General features: G+C 49.9%; 15 protein-coding genes. 9 read left to right on the forward strand and 6 right to left on the reverse strand.

Going from position 1 to position 17,443, the window contains the following annotated elements; genetic code table 11:
• Positions 1-100: 100 nt before the first annotated feature.
• Both ACJ2PR_RS30615 and pheT read right to left on the reverse strand, forming a co-directional pair.
• Positions 101-370 carry a YciI family protein gene (locus ACJ2PR_RS30615; protein WP_446857008.1) on the reverse strand — a complete coding sequence of 90 codons (270 nt, stop codon included), beginning with the start codon at positions 368-370 and terminating at the stop codon, positions 101-103.
• Between the two features lie 23 nt (positions 371-393).
• Entirely contained in the window at positions 394-2,886 is a 2,493-nt protein-coding gene (gene pheT / locus ACJ2PR_RS30620) for a phenylalanine--tRNA ligase subunit beta (protein ID WP_446879823.1), read from the reverse strand.
• A gap of 657 nt (positions 2,887-3,543) precedes the next feature.
• Here pheT and ACJ2PR_RS30625 point away from each other — a divergent pair.
• The 5 genes from ACJ2PR_RS30625 (at position 3,544) to ACJ2PR_RS30645 (ending at position 8,536) form a co-directional block, all read left to right on the forward strand.
• On the forward strand, positions 3,544-5,151 hold the full coding sequence (locus tag ACJ2PR_RS30625) for a protein kinase domain-containing protein (protein ID WP_446857010.1): 1,608 nt from the start codon (positions 3,544-3,546) through the stop codon (positions 5,149-5,151).
• 399 nt (positions 5,152-5,550) lie between these two features.
• Positions 5,551-6,213, forward strand: coding sequence for a TIGR00266 family protein (locus ACJ2PR_RS30630; RefSeq protein ID WP_446879824.1), 663 nt, complete (start codon positions 5,551-5,553; stop codon positions 6,211-6,213).
• Between the two features lie 39 nt (positions 6,214-6,252).
• Positions 6,253-6,930: a TIGR00266 family protein gene (locus ACJ2PR_RS30635; protein ID WP_446879825.1), complete on the forward strand. Its 678-nt coding sequence runs from the start codon at positions 6,253-6,255 to the stop codon at positions 6,928-6,930.
• 41 nt (positions 6,931-6,971) lie between these two features.
• Positions 6,972-7,670: a TIGR00266 family protein gene (locus ACJ2PR_RS30640; RefSeq protein WP_446857013.1), complete on the forward strand. Its 699-nt coding sequence runs from the start codon at positions 6,972-6,974 to the stop codon at positions 7,668-7,670.
• A gap of 11 nt (positions 7,671-7,681) precedes the next feature.
• Positions 7,682-8,536 (forward strand): M48 family metallopeptidase, encoded by an 855-nt coding sequence (locus tag ACJ2PR_RS30645; protein ID WP_446870876.1) that lies wholly within the window; start codon positions 7,682-7,684, stop codon positions 8,534-8,536.
• A gap of 464 nt (positions 8,537-9,000) precedes the next feature.
• Here the strand turns inward: ACJ2PR_RS30645 and ACJ2PR_RS30650 are convergent, their stop codons facing one another.
• On the reverse strand, positions 9,001-9,990 hold the full coding sequence (locus tag ACJ2PR_RS30650; RefSeq protein WP_446870875.1) for a glycosyltransferase family 2 protein: 990 nt from the start codon (positions 9,988-9,990) through the stop codon (positions 9,001-9,003).
• 532 nt (positions 9,991-10,522) lie between these two features.
• Here ACJ2PR_RS30650 and ACJ2PR_RS30655 point away from each other — a divergent pair.
• Positions 10,523-10,705 (forward strand): hypothetical protein, encoded by a 183-nt coding sequence (locus tag ACJ2PR_RS30655; RefSeq protein ID WP_446870874.1) that lies wholly within the window; start codon positions 10,523-10,525, stop codon positions 10,703-10,705.
• A 9-nt stretch (positions 10,706-10,714) separates the two neighbouring features.
• Here the strand turns inward: ACJ2PR_RS30655 and ACJ2PR_RS30660 are convergent, their stop codons facing one another.
• Entirely contained in the window at positions 10,715-11,767 is a 1,053-nt protein-coding gene (locus ACJ2PR_RS30660; RefSeq protein ID WP_446857017.1) for a molybdopterin-dependent oxidoreductase, read from the reverse strand.
• 354 nt (positions 11,768-12,121) lie between these two features.
• Between ACJ2PR_RS30660 and ACJ2PR_RS30665 the strand changes: the two genes are divergently transcribed.
• Together ACJ2PR_RS30665 and ACJ2PR_RS30670 are read left to right on the forward strand one after the other, a co-directional pair.
• Positions 12,122-13,564, forward strand: a complete 1,443-nt coding sequence (locus tag ACJ2PR_RS30665) for a protein kinase domain-containing protein (protein WP_446879826.1) — start codon at positions 12,122-12,124, stop codon at positions 13,562-13,564.
• A 262-nt stretch (positions 13,565-13,826) separates the two neighbouring features.
• A complete protein-coding gene (locus ACJ2PR_RS30670) occupies positions 13,827-14,081 on the forward strand; it encodes a hypothetical protein (protein ID WP_446879827.1) in 255 nt (84 codons plus the stop codon).
• Here the strand turns inward: ACJ2PR_RS30670 and malQ are convergent.
• Positions 14,008-15,543, reverse strand: coding sequence for a 4-alpha-glucanotransferase (gene malQ, locus ACJ2PR_RS30675; RefSeq protein ID WP_446879828.1), 1,536 nt, complete (start codon positions 15,541-15,543; stop codon positions 14,008-14,010). The two genes, ACJ2PR_RS30670 and malQ, sit on opposite strands and share 74 nt — an antisense overlap.
• Positions 15,544-16,231: 688 nt before the next feature.
• On the opposite strand from malQ, the gene ACJ2PR_RS30680 reads away from it, so the two are divergent.
• Positions 16,232-17,161, forward strand: coding sequence for a Uma2 family endonuclease (locus ACJ2PR_RS30680; protein WP_446879829.1), 930 nt, complete (start codon positions 16,232-16,234; stop codon positions 17,159-17,161).
• Positions 17,162-17,213: 52 nt separating this feature from the next.
• Here the strand turns inward: ACJ2PR_RS30680 and ACJ2PR_RS30685 are convergent.
• The coding region (locus ACJ2PR_RS30685) for a hypothetical protein (protein WP_446879830.1) at positions 17,214-17,443 on the reverse strand (230 nt) is incomplete at its 5' end.

Here is a 17,443-nt window from a genome sequence, read left to right on the forward strand (position 1 = left end):
AGATTTTGGGTTCAAAGTCCCTCACTCGTGGGGGATTTAGGGGGCTGCCTGGATTCACAACCGCAGCGAAAGATTTCATCGAATTCACGTTTCTTTAGGCTTAGATCGCTTGAATCCATTCTTTTACGTCGTATTCTGTCCAGATGCCGTTTTGCCAGTAGGGGTCAGACTCGACTAACTGACGCACTGTTGCTTCATCGTTAGCTTCGTAGAGCGCAAAAACTTTGGTGACATCTTTGGTAGGCCCGATCGTCATCAACACTCCAGTTTCCTTTTGCTTTGCCAAGCCATCTAAATGAGCCTGACGGTAAGGCGATCGCTTTTCGAGAACATCCTCACAGTAGCTTCCCCACATCACATACTTGGGCATGGCTCTAATTCCTAACTTGATTCCTAACTTCTCAGTTCTACGCGAAATTTTTCGACTAGTGCTTCTCGGACTTTTTGGTGCACTGGCTCGATATCTTCATCAGTGAGGGTGCGATCGTCCGCTCGATACACCAACCGAAACGCCAAACTACGCTGTCCTTCTGGAACCCGATCGCCCCGATATTCATCAAACAGGGTCACCGATTCGAGCAGTTTGCCGCTGGCTTTGACCATTGATCGCTCCAGGTCAGCCACCAACACATCGGTAGACACGTAGAAAGCCAGATCGCGATCGGACGGCGGATAAGTCGAGTAAGGCTGAAAAATGGGAATTAGCGCTTCGTCTTGATCTAACTGGTCGATCGCCACATTCAAATCTAGCTGAAAGACGTAAACCTCATCGGGCAGATCGCGTTCTTGACGCAATTGAGGATGGAGTTGTCCAAAGGTTCCCAATCGATTGCCCCGCACCCACAGAGAAGCTGTCCGACCCGGATGCAGGCGGGGATCACGGCGATCGGGCTGATATTCCACCGCCAATCCGACTCGCTTAAAGACCGCATCCAGCAAGCCTTTTGCCTCAAACCACGTCAAAGGCTGCTCGCGTCCACTCCGAACCCATTTGCCCTCCGTTGGGTCGCCCCCCAAAATTCCGGCGATGAATTCGGCTTCGGTCAATCCGTCTTCTTCACAAAAGAACACATGCCCCACTTCAAAACCATTCAGCGCCCCGTTGCCCTGCTCTAAGTTGTACTGAAAAGCGGTGATCAAGCCAGCAATCAAATCAGTCCGTAGAGCAGAATATTCGGTGAACAAGGGATTTGCCAGCACGACTTCTCGATCGGCTCCCGGCTTGCCCAGCGAGTAGTGAATTAGCTCCGTCAAACCTGCTCCTCTCAAGGCTTCGCGAAGTTTGCGGGTGATCACCTGTTCGATCGACAAAAATCCCGGTTCACTTTTGGCAGGCAACGTGTCACAAAAATTGTCGTAGCCATACAGCCGCGCAATCTCCTCGATCAGGTCAATCTCCCGCTCCAAATCTCGACTGCGGTAGGGCGGAACGGTGACATTCCAGACTTCCGGCTTATTTGTGGGAGCCAGTTGACAGCCCAGCGCCGTCAGGGTTTTCTCAATATCTTTGACCTGAAGATCGCCCAGTTCCTCTCCTAAATCCACCATGCCCAACACTTGATTGACGCGCTCTAGCCGCAGGGCGATCGTCCGAGTTTCATCCTGACGCGCATCGGCCTTTTCTTGAGCGACCACCGCCCCACCCGCGAGTTGTGTAATTAGCTGTAAAGCTCGACGACAGGCAGTTTCTAGCTCTGCCACATTGACTCCCCGTTCATACCGCGCCGATGCTTCCGTCCGCATCCCTTGAGAACGCGCCGATCGCCGAACGATCGCCGAATCAAACAAAGCCGCCTCCAGCATCAAATTCTGCGTTCCTTCGCCTACTTCGGTGTCGGCACCTCCCATCACACCCGCGAGGGCCACAGGGTGATTGTTTGCGGTGATCACCAGCGTTTGTTCTTGAAGCGTTCTGGTTTGTCCATCTAGCGTCTTCAGCGATTCACCCGACTGAGCAAACCGGACTCCAATTGCCAGCTTCTCACTTCCTGCAACCGACATTAATTGATCGCCATCAAAGGCATGAAGCGGCTGTCCCCATTCCAACAGAATGTAGTTGGTCGCATCGACAACGTTACTGATCGGACGAATGCCTGCCGATTGGAGGCGCTGTTGTAGCCATAGAGGAGAAGGGGCAATTTTTACGCCCTCGATCGCCGTCCCAATATAAGTCGGGCAAGCCTGAGAATCTGAAACCTTGACCGCTAAATTGCCCCCAGATCGAATCGTCGGCTCCGCCGCTTCTGGAAGTCTCAGCGTGGCTCCCGTCAAAGCGGACACTTCTCGCGCCACCCCAACCATACTCAACGCATCCGCCCGATTAGCGGTCGAAGTCAGATCGAGAATGACATCATCCAACCCCAATAAAGGACGCACATCGCTGCCAACGCTCAGGCTTTCTGCACCAGAGGTGTTCGCGTCCTCAAAAATGTGAATTCCCTCAGATTCCTTAGTCAGCCCCAACTCTGACAGCGAACAGATCATGCCCTCCGAGGCAACGCCCCGCAGCTTGGCTGGCTTGATCTTTAGATCAACTTTGGGTAAATAAGTGCCCAACGTCGCCACCGGGACATAAACGCCAGCCCGCACATTAGCCGCACCACAGACGATCGTAGACGGCGTTCCCGCTCCAATATCAACCTGACACACACTCAAGCGATCGGCATTGGGATGAGGATCTCGCTCCAGCACTTTACCGACGACGACCCCATTTGCCCAGGTGCGTCGGTCTTCAATCTCTTCGACCTCAAACCCCGCCATCGTCAGCCGATCCGCCAACGCCTCCGGAGTCAGAGAAATATCCACGAGTTCGCGCAGCCAGTTCAAAGAAATACGCATGTAGCTTGCTTTTGATGTGCCAATTTGACCGATGTCAATCTGAATCATTCTACCGCTCAAGGAGGGAGCAAAGCGGAATTTTGCAGACTCGTCCCGATCGATCTATTCATCCTCAGTCAGTTCTAAAGTGACGTTACTTTGTGAACTGTCAAGCCTCGATTATTTAAAGCGGAGCAAAATAAAAAGACCTCATTGAATTTGCTGACATCCTTCCAAAATAGACCCCTGCTTTTGAGCCGGCCCTATTGAAAATAAAGTCAACTTTCTCTAACCGTGCGGAAATTCGCTTGAGTGGAAGTATCCATTAATAGATGACGGAAGCAAGTGATCGAATGAGGAGCACGATCGTCGCCCAGACTGCCAGAACGACACAACTTTAACCTGTGTTATCTAGGTGACTTTCTGCTCCTAGCGATTGCCTTTAAGATCTCTAATTACCAAAAACCAGCCAATCACTGGAGGAAAGTTCGCGGTATGGTTGTTTGCAGACCCTAAATTTCTGGGTATTCTCTATGATTAGGAGTCTTCCTAAAGATGGAAATCTGAATATCGTCAAATCCTCACTACCTAAATCACCAGCAAGCAACTTTAGCAATTCTTCAAAGATTTGCGGCACAATTCACACTACTTTATATCGTCCATGCCCAGATAATAAGGGTAGGGTAGCAATATCCCAGTAGTCACCACCAACACGGGTAATGCCGAATGAGCTACTGCCTGAATCCACTCTGTTCCCATCCTGAAAATCTACTCCACGCTGAACTGTGTCAGGCTTGTGGTTCAAAGCTATTGCTCCGCGATCGCTATCGAATTCTACATGCATTGGGTCAGGGCGGCTTTGGGGCTACTTTTTTGGCGCGGGACGAATCTTTGCCCGGACAGCCTAACTGCGTGATCAAGCAATTGCGCCCGACGGCGACGGCTCCCCATGTGTTGGAAATGGCACGAGAACTCTTTCAGCGAGAAGCCGAAACCCTGGGTAGAATTGGCAATCATCCCCAGATCCCTCGCCTGCTTGACTATTTTGATGCCAGCCAAGAATTTTATCTAGTTCAAGAATATATTAGTGGGGCAACCCTTCAGCAAGAGATTAAGCGATCGGGACAGCCTTTTAGTGAAGCTGGGGTCAAGCAGTTTCTCAGCGAACTTTTGCCTGTTCTGCAATATATTCATAGCCATCAAGTCATTCACCGTGACATCAAGCCTGCCAATCTGATTCGGCGATCGCACGATTGTAAACTTGTCCTCATCGACTTTGGAGCCGTCAAAAATCAGGTCAACGCCGCCTCTGCAAGTCTCTCTGAACAGACTGCTTTGACTTCTTATGCGATCGGCACTCCCGGCTTTGCCCCACCGGAGCAGATGGCGATGCGTCCGGTCTATGCCAGTGATATCTACGCGCTTGGTGTTACCTGCATTTATCTACTCACCGGAAAGTCGCCCAAGGATTTGGATTACGACCCCGCAACGGGTGAACTCGTCTGGCAAAAGCAAGTCCAAGTCAGCGATCACTTTGCCAGCGTCTTAAAGAAAATGCTGGAAGTCTCGGTGCGTCACCGCTATCAAAACGCCAATGATATCTTTCGGGCGCTGGATTTGGAGCCGTATCTCGACAGCCTCGCCAACAGTATGAATAGCGTCAATCCCAGACCCGGACACCGGGGGATTGAGCGATCGGAGCCTGACTCCCAGCCTTCTTCCTCGCCGGCCGCTCGTGCTGCGATGGCCATCCGCGCTCGACAAAGCCGCACTGAATCGACTAGTTTGCAGTCGGGTGCTGCTCGCAATCGGGTCATGGCCGCCAAACCTTCGGGCATGGGCACCAAAAATCGCGACTCTAGCGGGCGGACGGGCACCTCTGGAGAACAGACAAAAGCACCTCAAAAGCTGGATTCTCAGAGCCTACAAAGCTACTACAGCAAGGGCAAGCGCGATTTTGCCTCCTATGATCTGGCAGCGCTGATTTTGCCACGGGTCAACTTATCAGGAGCGGTCTTTCATCAGGGAAACTTGAGCCGGGTCAACCTGCAAGGGGCAAACCTGTTGGGCACAGACTTTGGGCGGGCAAACCTCGGTCGAGCCAATTTGCGAGATGCCAATATGATTAAGGCTTATCTTAATAATGCTGATTTAGAAGGAGCCGACCTGCGGGGGGCCGATCTCAGTGGTGCCTATCTGCTCAATGCCAACCTGCGGGGAGCCAATCTTTGTGGGGCTAATCTGACTGGGGCAAAGCTCACCCCCGAACAGTTGGCGATGGCTCGAACGAATTGGATGACGGTCAGACCGTCTGGAAAGCGGGGGATTTGGTAGGGATGAGGGAGAACTTTGTTCTGTTGCACGAGGAAGTATCCCTCTTGAATCACTTTGGAGCAGGGTGGTTTCGTACACCAAAAGGAAACCCGGAAGCCTGATTGTTCAGTCTCTGCGAACACTTTGTGGCGCGTAGCGTTCGCAACTTTGAGCGAACCTCAACGAAGGAATCAAAAATCCTCACTATTTTTTCCTTGTATGAAACCACCCTGGGGAGAAGGGTTGGGATGAGGGCGAATTAGTTGCACATCGCAAAGGCATCCTAAAAAAGAAGGTCTGATCTTCTGCAAATTTATGCGGAACGATCGCCCCTTTTCTGGTTGCTATCAACAGTCGTGATCAGTGCAAGCGATCGGGGCACACTGACGACAAAATAACCTTCATCGCAGGGAAATCGCTGTGAGATACGATATCCGCTACAAGCCCGCTTTTGCTGCTGTCTTTGTCACGCTCAACCCTGGAGAAAGCCTAACCGCAGAATCAGGAGCCATGGCCAGTATGGCAGCCCAATTGTCAATGCAAACTGAGTTTTCGGGTGGCTTGATTCCAGCCCTAGTCAGAAAGTTTTTTGGGGGCGAGTCTTTGTTTGTCAACAAGTTTACCAATCCCACTCAAAAGCCTCTGGAATTGGTGCTAACGCAGTCGATGATCGGCGACATGCTGGCTTTAGAACTGAAAGGCCGCGAAATTTGCTTTCAACCCGGTGCCTATATTGCCCATGCCGGAGGCGTAAAAATGAGCGTACATTGGGCAGGGTTTTCGAGTTGGCTGGCGGGTGAGGGATTGTTCAAACTCAAGTTGAGCGGCAACGGACTCGTTTTCTTTGGAGCCTACGGCGGTCTGACCAAACAGCAGATCAAAGGTGATTTTATTGTCGATTCGGGGCATCTCGTGGCATACGACCCTGGCATTCAAATGAAAGTCGGCTTATCAGGTGGTCTGATTGGCTCCGTCACCTCTGGAGAAGGGCTGGTGAATCGGCTCTCTGGACAAGGAGAAATCTACCTTCAATCTCGCAGTATTGGCGGGCTGGTGCGGTTTTTGCGAACTAAAGTGCGTTAGCAATTCGTGTCTGATCGACCCACACATTTAAGGAAACCCATGCAAGTCGAAGTTTTACATCAACCCGATAGTTCGATCGCCAAAATTGATCTCGATCCTCAAGAAGAACTGGTCGCCGAAGCCGGATCAATGGTTGCCATGAGCGGATTTCTCAACGTCAGCACCACGCTCAGAAAGGGCAAAGGCGGCGGACTGTTGGGCGGACTCAAACGGATGGTGGCCGGCGAGTCGCTATTTTTGAGCGTGTTTCGATCGGGCACCAGCGCAGGTGAAGTTTATCTAGCCCCCAAGCTAATTGGCGACATTCTCCCCTACCAACTCACCTCCACCGGATTGATCGTGCAATCAACAGGCTACCTCGCCAGCACACCTGGAGTCGATATAGAACTGGGATTCCAAGGCTTCAAGTCCGTCTTTTCGGGCGAGTCAATTTTCTGGCTCAACGTCACAGGTCAGGGGCTAATTCTCCTCAGCTCGTTTGGCGGCATCTACGAAATCGAAGTCGATGGCGAATACATTGTCGATACCGGTCACATCGTCGCCTTTGAGCAAAGCCTAAACTTCTCCATTACCAGAGTCAACAAAAGCTGGCTAGGCACCCTGATGGGCGGAGAAGGTCTAGTCTGCCGCTTTCAAGGCAAAGGTCGCCTCTTCTGCCAAACCCACAACCCCAGCGCATTTGGACGCATGATCGGCAGTCAGCTACCCGCCCGCTAATCAACCTACGTTCTCCCTCATCCCTCATCCCTCATCCCTCTATGTCCAACCCAATCGCCTACGATATCCAACACGCTCCCGCGTATGCCTCTTTGAAACTCAAACTTCGACCTGATCAAACCGTCCTCGTTGAGTCAGGTGCCCTGGCCGCAATGGATAGCTGCATTCAGATGAAGTCCAAAATGCAAGGCGGACTGATGAAAAGCCTGGGTCGCATGATAGGCGGCGAGTCCTTGTTTGTCAGCGAATTTACCGCCAAGCAGCGATCGGGTGATCTCTTGGTTTCCCCTGGCGTACCGGGCGATCTAAAACACTATGCTCTCAACGGCAATGCTCTGATGGTGCAGTCATCTGGATTTGTGGCCTGTAGCCCAACCGTCACGCTTGACACAAAATTTCAGGGTATGAAAGGCTTTTTTAGTGGCGAATCGCTCTTTTTGATTAAAGCCAGCGGCACGGGTGATCTCTGGTTCAGTTCCTACGGAGCAGTTCTCGAAATTCCGGTAGACGGCTCTTATGTTGTGGACACGGGCTATGTTGCCGCCTTTGAAGACACGTTGAGCTATCAGGTTGAAATGATGGGTGGCTTATCCTTTAGGGGACTGAGAACCGGACTCTTTGGCGGGGAGGGGTTAGTCTGTCGCTTTAGTGGCAAAGGTCGCTTGTGGGTTCAGTCGCGTCACCTGCATCAGTTGCTCAACTTTTTGCAGCCTTTTCGACCTGTCAAGAGCAATAACTAACCTGACGTGCTATGCCTCCAATCAAACTTGCCCCTGGTACGGCCGCTTACAGCGATCGCAATCCTCCCCCATCAAGCCCCCAACTGCTCAAACTGGCGGCTTTGATGTTCAGCGTTATTTTGGTTGGCTTTTGGTCAATGTCAGCGCTGGTGAATGCGATCGTTTGGTGGATTCCGCCTAGTGTCGAGCAGAGACTGGGAGCGCTGATTGTCCCAACTTACGAGAAACTATCTCAACCTTCGCCCACTCAAGACACCCTCAACCAACTGCTCGATCGCCTCAAAGCAAAACAGTCCAGCGATCAAAAACGCGATTATCAAGTTTTATACATTCCAGAACCAACGATCAATGCAGCAGCTATCCCTGGCGATCGTATTCTTATCTATCAGGGGTTACTCAAAGAAGTCAAATCTGAGAATGAGTTGATGATGATTTTGGGACATGAATTGGGACACTTTGCCCATCGTGATCACCTTCGGGGAATTGGACAGGGATTACTGCTACAGTTAGCATTCTCTGTCTTTGTGGGAGATGCCGGATCGTTGCAGTCGATCGCCACTTCTAGTGCAGTTGCACTCAGTCAAGCCAGATTTTCTCAACGCCAAGAAACGCAAGCCGACGAATTAGGTCTGACCCTGCTGCAAGCCACTTATGGACAGGTCGCCGGAGCCACCGACTTTTTTGAGCGAATGGGGCAAAAAGAACGATCGCACTTAACCGCAATTTTGGCCACCCATCCCCCCTCCAAACATCGAGTCGCACATTTACAGAAACTGATTCGATCGCGAGGCTACACCATAGGAGAACGATCGCCCTTACCTGCCTCCCTTGTCTTCAATGGAAACAATTCAACCCCTAGCCGTTAGGGTAAAAAACGTTGCTGAATCAGGGAATGAATTGCCCCAAAGCGGCGGAAAACCCAAGGTTCAAAGTTCCCCAATTTTGGGGATTTAGGGGGCGAAAAGATGGACACTTCCCACGCATTCATCCCTCCAATCAGCAACGCCGGGTAAAAAATCTCCGGGCTTTCTAAATTTACAACTGCAACCTATCAGGTCGAGGAAACTTTAGACATGGAACTGAAGACGTTGGACATAGGAAGAATGCTCCATAAGTTCCCCCGCTTATGAAAGACATTGAACCAGAAGTCTCCTCTGAAAGTCTCTAGAATTGGGAGGTTGGCGGGTAGAAGTCTTAGACAGCGAAGTGAGGAAACTTTATCCACGTGAGGTTCCGTTTAGCGTTCAATTTAGCGTCCTCCGTCCAATGTTCAATGTCAAACGTCTAACGTCTTTAGTCCGATGTTCTTTGCTGATTGTATGGCGATCGTTTAGAGAGAATCTGGATGTCGTTTGAGCAGTCCGCATTTGAGCAGTGCTGTGATTTTTCCGGTGAGATAGTGTCGATCGTTTTGTCTTCTCCGACTGAGAAACCACTGAGCATATCTGACTAGACTTTTGACTAGCGTTACCAGACATTCCCACAAATTGCTGTTGGTTTTGGTCTGCATAAACACATAGGTTGCCCCTTCTGAAATCAACCGCTTTTCTAAAAAGTTTTGGGTTTGTCTACTGAGAGGAACAGGATGGTGAACAATGCAGTTTGGGTTATATACAATGTCGAACCCGTTTTGTTGTAACCGTAAAGCAAACTCAGCATCCTCTCCATAAATTTGAATGCCTCGACTTACATTTGGCCCCAGACTTTCATCAAAACCAGAGAACTTTTCTAGCACCGATCGATAGACCGAGTAATTGACCCCTGCTGGCAAATTTTCGGCTTGATACAGGCTCAACTGATCGCCCTGATCGTAGGCAGGCAGAAGATATTCCCACTTTTCAGGAATGCTCCAGTTAGCATTTTTTTGCTCATAGGATGGAATAATTTTGCCCCCCAAAACACCAATTTTGAGATGCGTCTGAGAAAAAGTGCGCTGAATGGTTTCTAACCACTGTGAATCGACTTGAGCATCATCATCAGTGAAGGCAATAATTTCGCCAGATGCATTTCTCCAACCAATATTTCGACTTCTAGAAGCGCCCGACCCTTCATCTTTGAGATAGCGTACTTTGCCAGACTGAATGAACTTTGATAGAGCGTTGTAGGTCAAATCATTCTTACTTTGATCGACGACAATGATTTCAAAAGGCTGAACCGTTCCTGCAAAAATTCGTTCGATCGCTTCACCGATCGTTTCTGCTCGATCAACTGTAGGAATCACTACTGAAACTTTAGTATAAATACTGAGCTTCTCCTGGCTGAGACCTTGACTCACTCCCGTTTCCTCACCCATCATGACTTTTCGGACGTATACCTTCATTCCACTTTATAAGGAGAAGCCTGAAGACACGGAGCGAAGACGGTGATTTCACGCAAATTATATAAAGATTAAGTTCTTGATTTCAGGGGAACTTCGTAGGTGGCGATCGTATCGCGCAATTCTATACCTTGAGGATTAGTTAGCATAGATAGTGAATAGCTATCCTGTTTGAGTTGTGAGAATTTGGTCGTTAGGGGTTAGCCGTCAATCAAAGGCTAAGAGCCTGCCCTTTGAAGACTTTCACAAATGATTCAAGATTGCTACATAAGAGAACTTCTAATGACCCGCAGATAGAAGGTGACCAATAGAAGAATTGGGCGTTGCTGATTGGAGGGATGAATGCGTGGGAAGTGTCCATCTTTTCGCCCCCTAAATTCCCCAAAATTGGGCGACTTTGAACCTTGGGTTTCCCGCCGCTTTGGGGCAATTCATCCCACGATTTAGCAATGCCGAAGAATTGATATCTTGACGGCAATATCATCTTTGCAGAAAGTTTTCTAAGTCGCCGATCGGCAGTCCTTACCTCAAACTTATGAAGTATCAATGGACAGGCAAAATGACCGTCAGGCTATTGGCATTGATGGCGATCGTAGGCACCGTTTCGGCTATCGTCCTAGTGCCATCGTTTCAGCCAACGGTTCCAAGAATTAACTCAGTGGCTCCTTTGCGCCTCGCTGGGGCTAGAGATTATCAAAACTGGCGGCAAGTGAGTTAATTCTCAATTCTAAGCGTCTAGTGTGACTTGAATTTTGAGAATGCCAGAACTGCCGTCTTTGCCGTCTTTGTCTTCTAAGGGCTGCTGTTGGCGATCGGAGGTTGCCCGTGCGAGTAGCGTATATTTTCCAGGCTGGTTTGGTTGCCAGAGATAGCGCCACAGCGTCCATTCGTGAGGAGAATCGGGACGGTTTTGATCGGTGGGTTGCCAGGTTTTGCCTTCATCAAGACTGAGTTCGATCGACTGAATGGGCGCAGATTTGTCTAACGCGACTCCGGCGATCAAAACGCCTTTTTGCCAACCTGTTTCACCGTCTCGGCTGAGATTGACCTGATGGTGACGATTCCAGACCCGCGTGTTTTGCACCTGACGCATCAGCGAATGGGTCGGAATTTCTGCGGTATTTGACCAGCCTTGATGCTCCCAAAAGCCTCGCTTTGAGGTCGTCAACGCCTCGATTTCGACCAGCCATTTTGGTTGTTTTTGCCCAAAGTGTCCTGGAATCAAAATGCGAACCGGATAGCCATGTGCAGCGGTCAGAGATTGACCATTCATCTGATGGACGAGTCGCACATCGGGACGGAGCACCTCTGAAGCTGGCAACGTGGTTTCATAAAAATCGGCTCCCTTTAAGGCAAACTCGATCGCTGCCTGATCAATTCCAGCTTTTTGCAAAAAGGGTAAGAGCGGCGTTCCTGTCCATTGGGCGTTGCCGATCAGATTGCCGCCTGCGGGATTGCCAATACATTCCATCGTCAGATAAAACGATTCCTGCGGAGCCTCAAGAATTTCCTGAAAATTGAGGACGATCGGCTGTTTGACGGCTCCGGTCAGTTTGAGTTGCCAGGTTTCAGCGTCTACCCTTGATGCCAGCGCATAGGACTGCACATAAAATTCACTCAATGGCGTGATGATGTGATCAGGTAGGCGATCGTTAGGATTGAGCAAATTGAGGAGAAACAACGGGTCGATCGCTTTCGACTGACAACCGCCCAAAAAGCTGGCAGCGATCAGTCCTCCCGAAGTTTGTAGAAGCTGTTTGAGAAGTTGGCGGCGTTTCACGGGCAGGCTTGTTTCTTAAGGTCTCTTCATTGATTGTCCAACATTCCTGAGACGACATCGAAGCCGAGTGCAAAAAGCGCCCCTTTCTGCTGACGCTACTCAAAAACCAATGGTAAATTTGGAAAGCGTTATTCTAATTAGACGTGAATTTGATGAAATTCCTCGCTTCGGTACCTAAATTTTCTGCCCCCCAAGCTGCCAATTCTAGGGGACTTCAAGACACGTTCTAAAGCTGCAACCCCTCGTGCATATCTCGAACAGCAGGAAGTAAACAATTTCATCGAATTCACCTTAAATTAGACCAAATCCTAACTGTCAAAAATCCGCCAGCCGTTTCATCCCTCATCCCCTCTTATGCAGTCACCGCTTCCCACAGGCACTCTGATTCAAAATCGATACCGCGTCGATCGCATCCTGGGACAGGGCGGATTTGGCAGGACTTATCTGGTGCAAGACACTAATCGGTTTAATGAACCCTGCGTTCTCAAAGAGTTTGCGCCTCAAGATCAGGGAGTGGCGGCGCTGCAAAAAGCCAAGGATTTGTTTACGCGAGAGGCGGGGGTGTTGTATCAGCTTCGTCATCCTCAGATTCCCCGTTTTCGAGAATTGTTTGAGGTACACACGGTCGATCGTGACTTGTTGTTTTTGGCTCAAGATTATGTCGAGGGCGAAACCTATGAGACGCTATTGGACGATCGTCAGCGAGGCGGGTTTACCTTTAGCGAGGCCGAAGTGGTCACCCTGTTGCAGCAGATTTTGCCCGTGTTGACCTACATTCATACGATTGGGATTATTCATCGAGACATTGCGCCCGACAATATTATTTTGCGATCGCACGATCAGCAGCCTGTTCTCATTGATTTTGGGGTTGTCAGAGCCATTGCCAACCAGCTTTCTCAACCCGTTGCGTCCCAGACGCTCGTCGGTAAGCCCGGTTACGCCGCCCCCGAACAACTCCAGACAGGTAAAGCCAATCCCAGCAGCGATTTGTATTCTCTGGCGGTGACCTGCATTGTGTTGCTGACGGGACGCGACCCCAAAGACTTGTTTGATCCCGTCACTTTGAATTGGACTTGGCAGCGCTATGTCAGCGTTTCGCCTCAGTTTGCCGACGTGATGAATCGTTTGTTGAATTATAGACCCGGCGATCGCTACCAATCCGCCCAGGAGGTTTTACAGGTTCTTCAGCCACACCTGGCGCAGCCCGTTCAGTCTCAAGTGTCTTCTCTGACGCAGCAAAATACGATCGCATTGGTGGGCCGCAGACGACAAACCACGGTTGTGAATACTCATCCGTCTAGAGATGCTGGAATCAATATTTTTCGATTTCCAATGTGGGTTCTCAGCAGTACCGCTTATGTGACGGGCGCAATCTTCAAAGGAATTTTTGGCGTTGTCAGATTTACTGTTCTTGGCGTTCTCAAAATTGTTTATCGAGTCGTTGTGTTTGGGGCGGTGATTGGGGTTCTCGTGTGGGCGGTGCCGCGATTGTTGAATGCGGTGCCTAAACTAGCGTCTTCGTCCAGTCCGGCTAAAATTCCGTCAGCAGAGCAGCGTCGAGGCGACTATCTAGAAACCCGCTGCCGAGAACTGGGGCTGGATTACAGTGAGTTTGTGCGATCGGTCAACGAAAAGTTTTACGACAAATATCCCGATCGTCGGGGCAAAGAACTGAGCAACGACCAAAAAGACAAAGCGCTGCGAGAAGAATGGTACGCGATCGCTCAAGAACTTCTAGAAAAATCAGCGAAGCCGGGCGGCGGAAATCTACTTAAAAAAGTAGCCGAATCGTCATAGTTTTGAATCACTTAAGGCAACGTGAATTCGATGCAAGTTTTTGGCTTCGATAGTCAGCGCTTCTGCCTCAAACCCCACAATTCTGGGGAACTTTTGAGCAAGATCTCCGGTTCAAAGTCCCTCACTCGTGGGGGATTTAGGGGGCTGCCCGGATTGGTAATCGTAGCGAAGAATTTCGTCGAATTTCTATCACAACAGTTTTTCGCCCAAAGCAACCTCTGGGTAAACCTTGTCCTGTCCAAATTACCAGATTCTAGAAGCTATGACATATCGAGATCAGCTTTCGCCGTGGTGCATCATTCAAAAACTGGCCAATTTGCAAAACATTGCCGTCGTTCGGTTGCGTCGTCGTGGAGAAGCCGAAGACTACCTCAAAGCGCTGACTCGACTCAATCCTCAAGGTGATTATGAGATTATTTTTGACCCAATGGATCGATCGCAGCCTACGCTTCCTCTTCCTCATCCGAAGGTTGGACGACAACAGGAGAACGCCCGGTCAGATGGGTCAGCTTTTTGAGCTTTTGACTGACTTCTGAATTGAGCGCCTCGCCTCGATAGCGCCAGCCCCAATTTCCCGTTGCCGTACTTGGGAAATTCATTCGCGCATTGGTGCCCAGACCGAGCAAATCTTGAAGCGGGATAAGTGCTTGATTGGCGATCGATTGCAGTGCCAGACGAATCAAATCCCAATGCACCCCATCTGGACTGATACAGCCAAGATAATCATAAAGCTGCTCTTTTTCCCAATCGGATGCTGAGTCATACCAACCAGCCGTTGTGTCATTGTCGTGCGTTCCGGTATAGACCACACAGTTGCGAACAAAATTGAACGGCAAAAAGGGATTTCCAGGGTCGGAACCAAAGGCAAATTGCAGAATCTTCATGCCAGGGAAATCAAAGCGATCGCGCAGCGCATCCACTTCTGGAGTAATCACGCCCAAATCTTCGGCCAAAATCGGCAACCTGCCCAACTTCTGATTGAGCGTTTCAAAAAAGTATTCGCCTGGAGCTTTGATCCACTCGCCATTCATCGCAGTCTCTTCGCCCTGGGGCACCGCCCAATACGCCTCAAAGCCACGAAAATGATCAATCCGAATCAGATCCACATAGTCGAGCATGGCTTCAAAGCGCCGAATCCACCAGGAAAAGCCCGTTGCTTGTAGATGCTCCCAGTTGTAAACCGGATTGCCCCACAGTTGCCCCGTCTCACTAAAATAATCGGGAGGAACGCCCGCCATCATCGCCGCTTCGCCCGTCTTTTCATCCAGGCTAAAATTCTCAGGATTGGCCCACACATCAGAACTATCGTGAGCCACATAGATGGGGATGTCACCAATGATTTGAATGTTGCGATCGTTCGCACACTTCTTGACCTCAGCCCACTGTTGAAAAAACTCAAACTGAACATACTTGTAGAAGTAAACTTCAGCATTCAGCCGTTCGCGAGCCTCGACCATTGCATCGGGTTGGCGTTTGGCTAATTCAGGCTTCCAGGTGTGCCAGCTTGCACCGCCGTGGTCATCTTTCAACGCCATAAACAGCGCATAGTCTTCTAGCCAATAAGCTCGACTGTGACAAAAATCGGCAAACTTTTGCTGCTGTTCGGCTGTCGCCTGAGTTTTGAACTGATTGCAGGCTTTGTGTAATAGAGGCAGCTTGAAAGCAGTGACGCGATCGAAATCTACCCAGTCGATCGGGAAATCGGGCACGTTCCACAGATCCGATTCTTCGAGCCAGCCTTGATCTTGCAGCACTTCGAGACTAATCAGAAAAGGATTTCCAGCCATCGCCGAGTAAGACGAGTAGGGAGAATTGCCATACCCCGTCGGCCCCAACGGCAACACCTGCCAAAACTGCTGCCCACTATCGACCATAAAGTCTACAAATTTCTGAGCTTCTGAACCCAATTCGCCGATGCCAAACCGTCCAGGAAAACAAGTGGGGTGCAAGAGGATGCCGCTAGATCGAGGGAAAGGCATAAAAGATGAAGAATGACAATAACTTCAGAACTCTAGCATGAGACGTTTCTTTGCGAATCGGTCGGGTGAGAGAGAATTTGGAGGGATGAGGGATGAAAGAATTGTTTCTGGTGGTTTGGGGAATTGTTAATAGTTCTCGTTGTTCTTGGCAGACTCAGTAGATTGCAAATTGAGGTTATTTTGTCGATCGCTTAATTTCAATTCCCATTTGTGTATTGATTTTCCCTTCTTTTCAAGGCTACCGTGTATACACAAGTCGATTGGTCTGTACTTGCCGTAATCCTTCGCCCCCTAAATCCCCCAAATTTGGGGGACTTTGAACGCTGATCAGGGTTCTAAATTCTGGAAGTCTTTTTTGCTTAAAGTCCCCCAGAATGGGGGATTTAGGGGGCTGAAGCCGACTAGAACGAAGTGAGTATAGACTTGTGTATACACCGTAGCTTTTTAAAGGGGGCTAGGGGGGATCGAATCGCGAGTACTTTACTAGAAGATGTTTATTTGCAATCGACTAAGACGATTAGACCTCTCACCAGAAAATCCCTGATGTGGCGGTAATGAAGTATTTGAAAGCATTCAATATACCTGCCACCTTTTCTAAACTACAAGGCAGACTTCGTTCTAATAGATGCGGTTTTAACCGCCAGCCTTCGTGCAAAATAGAAGTCATCGCCCTGTTGTTTGCCGCCTTATGCCTCCCTTCGTCTTTCAACCTGATCCGCCCTTGTCGCCCAGAGAGACCCTGCCGACGATGTATGATCTGCCCAGTGAAGACCCAGAGGAACCCGGCTTGCCCGACGAATTTCATGACCTCCAGCCCCAACTTTTGAGTCGCACTTTGCGGTTGGTTGATTATGCCAGCGATCGTATCTTCACAGGCACCAACCTCAATCTCTATTATGATGTCCGTCATCTTCAGTGGCACAAGCGCCCCGACTGGTTTCTGGTCTTAGATGTGCCTCGTTTGTATGATGATACCGATCTGCGCTCTAGCTACGTAGTGTGGCAAGAAGCGGTGCATCCCTTTGTGGTGATTGAGCTTTTGTCACCTGGCACCGAAAAAGAAGACCTGGGTGAAAACGCTGCCCCCGAATCTTCAGAAATCTCCGTCGTTTCAAATGAAAATGGACAGCCCACCTTAGAAAAGCCCCCGCGCAAATGGGACGTATACGAAAAGATTTTGCGCGTTCCTTACTACATTGTTTTTAGCCGCTACACCAATCAACTACGCTTCTTTCAACTGACAGGCGGACATTATCAAGAACAATCTGTTGAGAGCGATCGCCTCTGGATTCCCGAACTCAAACTAGGATTGGGTCTCTGGCAAGGTCAGTTTGAAGGCATCGACCCCTTGCGGGTATCTCGAAGAGATCGCCTGTGGCTGCGCTGGTATGACGAGCAGGGCAATCGGGTTTTGACCGATACTGAATACGCACGCCAACAAGCGGAACAGGAGCGCCAACAAGCCGAACAGGAACGCCAACGCGCCATTCAAGCGGAGACTCAGTTAAAACAAGTGGTGTTGAATCTGATCGCGTCTGGTATGACCGTTGCTCAAGTTGCTCAATTGACTGGACTTGAGCCAGCGGTGATCGAGCAATTCACCAATGAAGAGCCATAGCCTTACAGGGTGATCAAACGATCGAACAATTTCGTTGGCGGAGTGGATGGTTTTAGGGTTTGAACGATCGGGCGTGGTGTTCGCAGAGCCAGAGGTAATCGCCTTCTGGGGTGAGGACTTTTTTGAGGTTGCCCCATTGTTTGCTGGGATCTTTTTGTTCTAGCAGTTGGCGTAAGGCACGCAGGGCAGACCCGTCTAGAGTTTCCAGGGGACGAGGTGAGGCTGTTCCCCTGCTTGACTGACAAAACTCAGGAAAGCGAGAAAGGAAGCTAGGAGGGAAGT

The sequence above is a fragment of the Phormidesmis sp. 146-33 genome (assembly GCF_052939515.1).